General features: G+C 62.7%; 1 protein-coding gene. It reads left to right on the top strand.

Annotated features, from left to right (window positions below; translation table 11 throughout):
- Positions 1-161: 161 nt before the first annotated feature.
- Positions 162-1,298: an IS701 family transposase gene (locus tag ACWEO7_RS39440; RefSeq protein ID WP_452430944.1), complete on the top strand. Its 1,137-nt coding sequence runs from the start codon at positions 162-164 to the stop codon at positions 1,296-1,298.
- Positions 1,299-1,566 lie beyond the last annotated feature (268 nt).

Here is a 1,566-nt window from a genome sequence, read left to right as displayed (position 1 = left end):
CGCATCGGTCACCACCTCATCAACCACAGCAAGAGTCTCAAAGACATTGCACGGCAAACCAAACCGACACACCGATTCATTCTGAACTGAGTTCTAATACTGCAACGACAGGTTGTGATCTGGTGCCGTTGTGGGTAGTTGATCTTGTTGTGTTGGTGGAGATGGTGGCTGGGTGGTCGGCGGGTTTCGAGGCGTTCGTGGGGCGGTTCGCTCACCGGTTTCCTCGGGTGGAGTCGCGGCGGCAGATGCGGTCGTATGTGCGGGGGCTGCTCGGCGAGACCGAACGTAAGAATGGGTGGACCCTGGCGGAGGCGCTCGGGGATCGGGGTCCGGAGCGGATGCAGCGGTTGCTGAACTTCTATGCCTGGGATGTCGATGGGCTGCGCGATGATGTTCGTTCCGCGGTTGTCGAGGTGCTCGGTGATGGTGAGCAGGGCGTGTTGATCGTGGACGAGACCGGCTTCGTGAAGAAAGGGACCAAGTCCGCCGGGGTGGCCCGCCAGTACTCCGGGACCGCCGGGCGGATCGAGAACTCGCAGATCGGGGTGTTTCTGGCCTATGCGTCGCCGCGTGGGCGGGCGTTGATCGATCGGGAGTTGTATGTGCCCAAGGAGTGGATGGGTGATCGTGAGCGTTGCCGGGCCGCCGGTATCGCCGACGCGGTGAAGATGGCGACCAAACCCGTTCTCGCGCAGCGGATGATCGCCCGCTCTGTGGAGGCGGGGGTCCCGTTCGGGTGGGTCACCGGCGACGAGGCCTATGGTGTGGATACCAAGCTGCGCATGTGGCTGGAATCGGAAGATATCGCTCATGTTCTGGCGGTGGCGAAGAACTCCATGGTCGTCACGATGGGGTTGGTCAAGGTTCGTGTCGATCGTGTCGTCGCCGCCCTTGCCGACGAGTGCTGGACGCCAATGAGCTGCGGTAACGGTGCGCAAGGGCCCAGGACTTACGAGTGGGCGACGGCTGATATCCGCCCTCTGCGGCGTCGGGAGTGGGACCATTGGCTGCTGGCGCGCCGCAGCCTGCGCGACCCGACCGATATCGCCTATTACGTGTGCTTCGGTCCTGCCGAGACCACGATCGCCGAACTCGTGCGTGTCGCGGGATCACGGTGGGCGATCGAGGAATCCTTCCAAACGGCCAAGAACGAGACCGGCCTCGACCATTACCAGGTTCGCGGCTACCGGGCGTGGTATCGACATATCACTCTGTCCCTGGCCGCCGCGGCGTTCCTCGTGATCACACGAGACGCCGCGAAAAAGGGGGCCCTCAAACCGCTGGCGACCTCACGCTGATCGCCTTGTCGTCCAATGAGGTCCGTAGATTATGGAACCGCATCACCCACCCGGCTACCCACACCATCGCCCATATCGTGCACTGGTCGAACTGGCGACGGACAAGCCAGACTCGCGCCCGCATCAGCCACTACCGAAGACGCGGCCATCACAACCTGTCGTTGCAGTACTAATGCTGCGTTCCTCAAAGGTGGTAGATAAAGCGGCGGCGTAGGGTCCTTGGTTTCGGGGCGGGTCGGCCCCAGACCCATGGTCGCGCGCGGGCATT

The organism is Nocardia sp. NPDC004260 (assembly GCF_053603155.1).
This window is presented reverse-complemented; position numbering and strand designations above follow the sequence as displayed.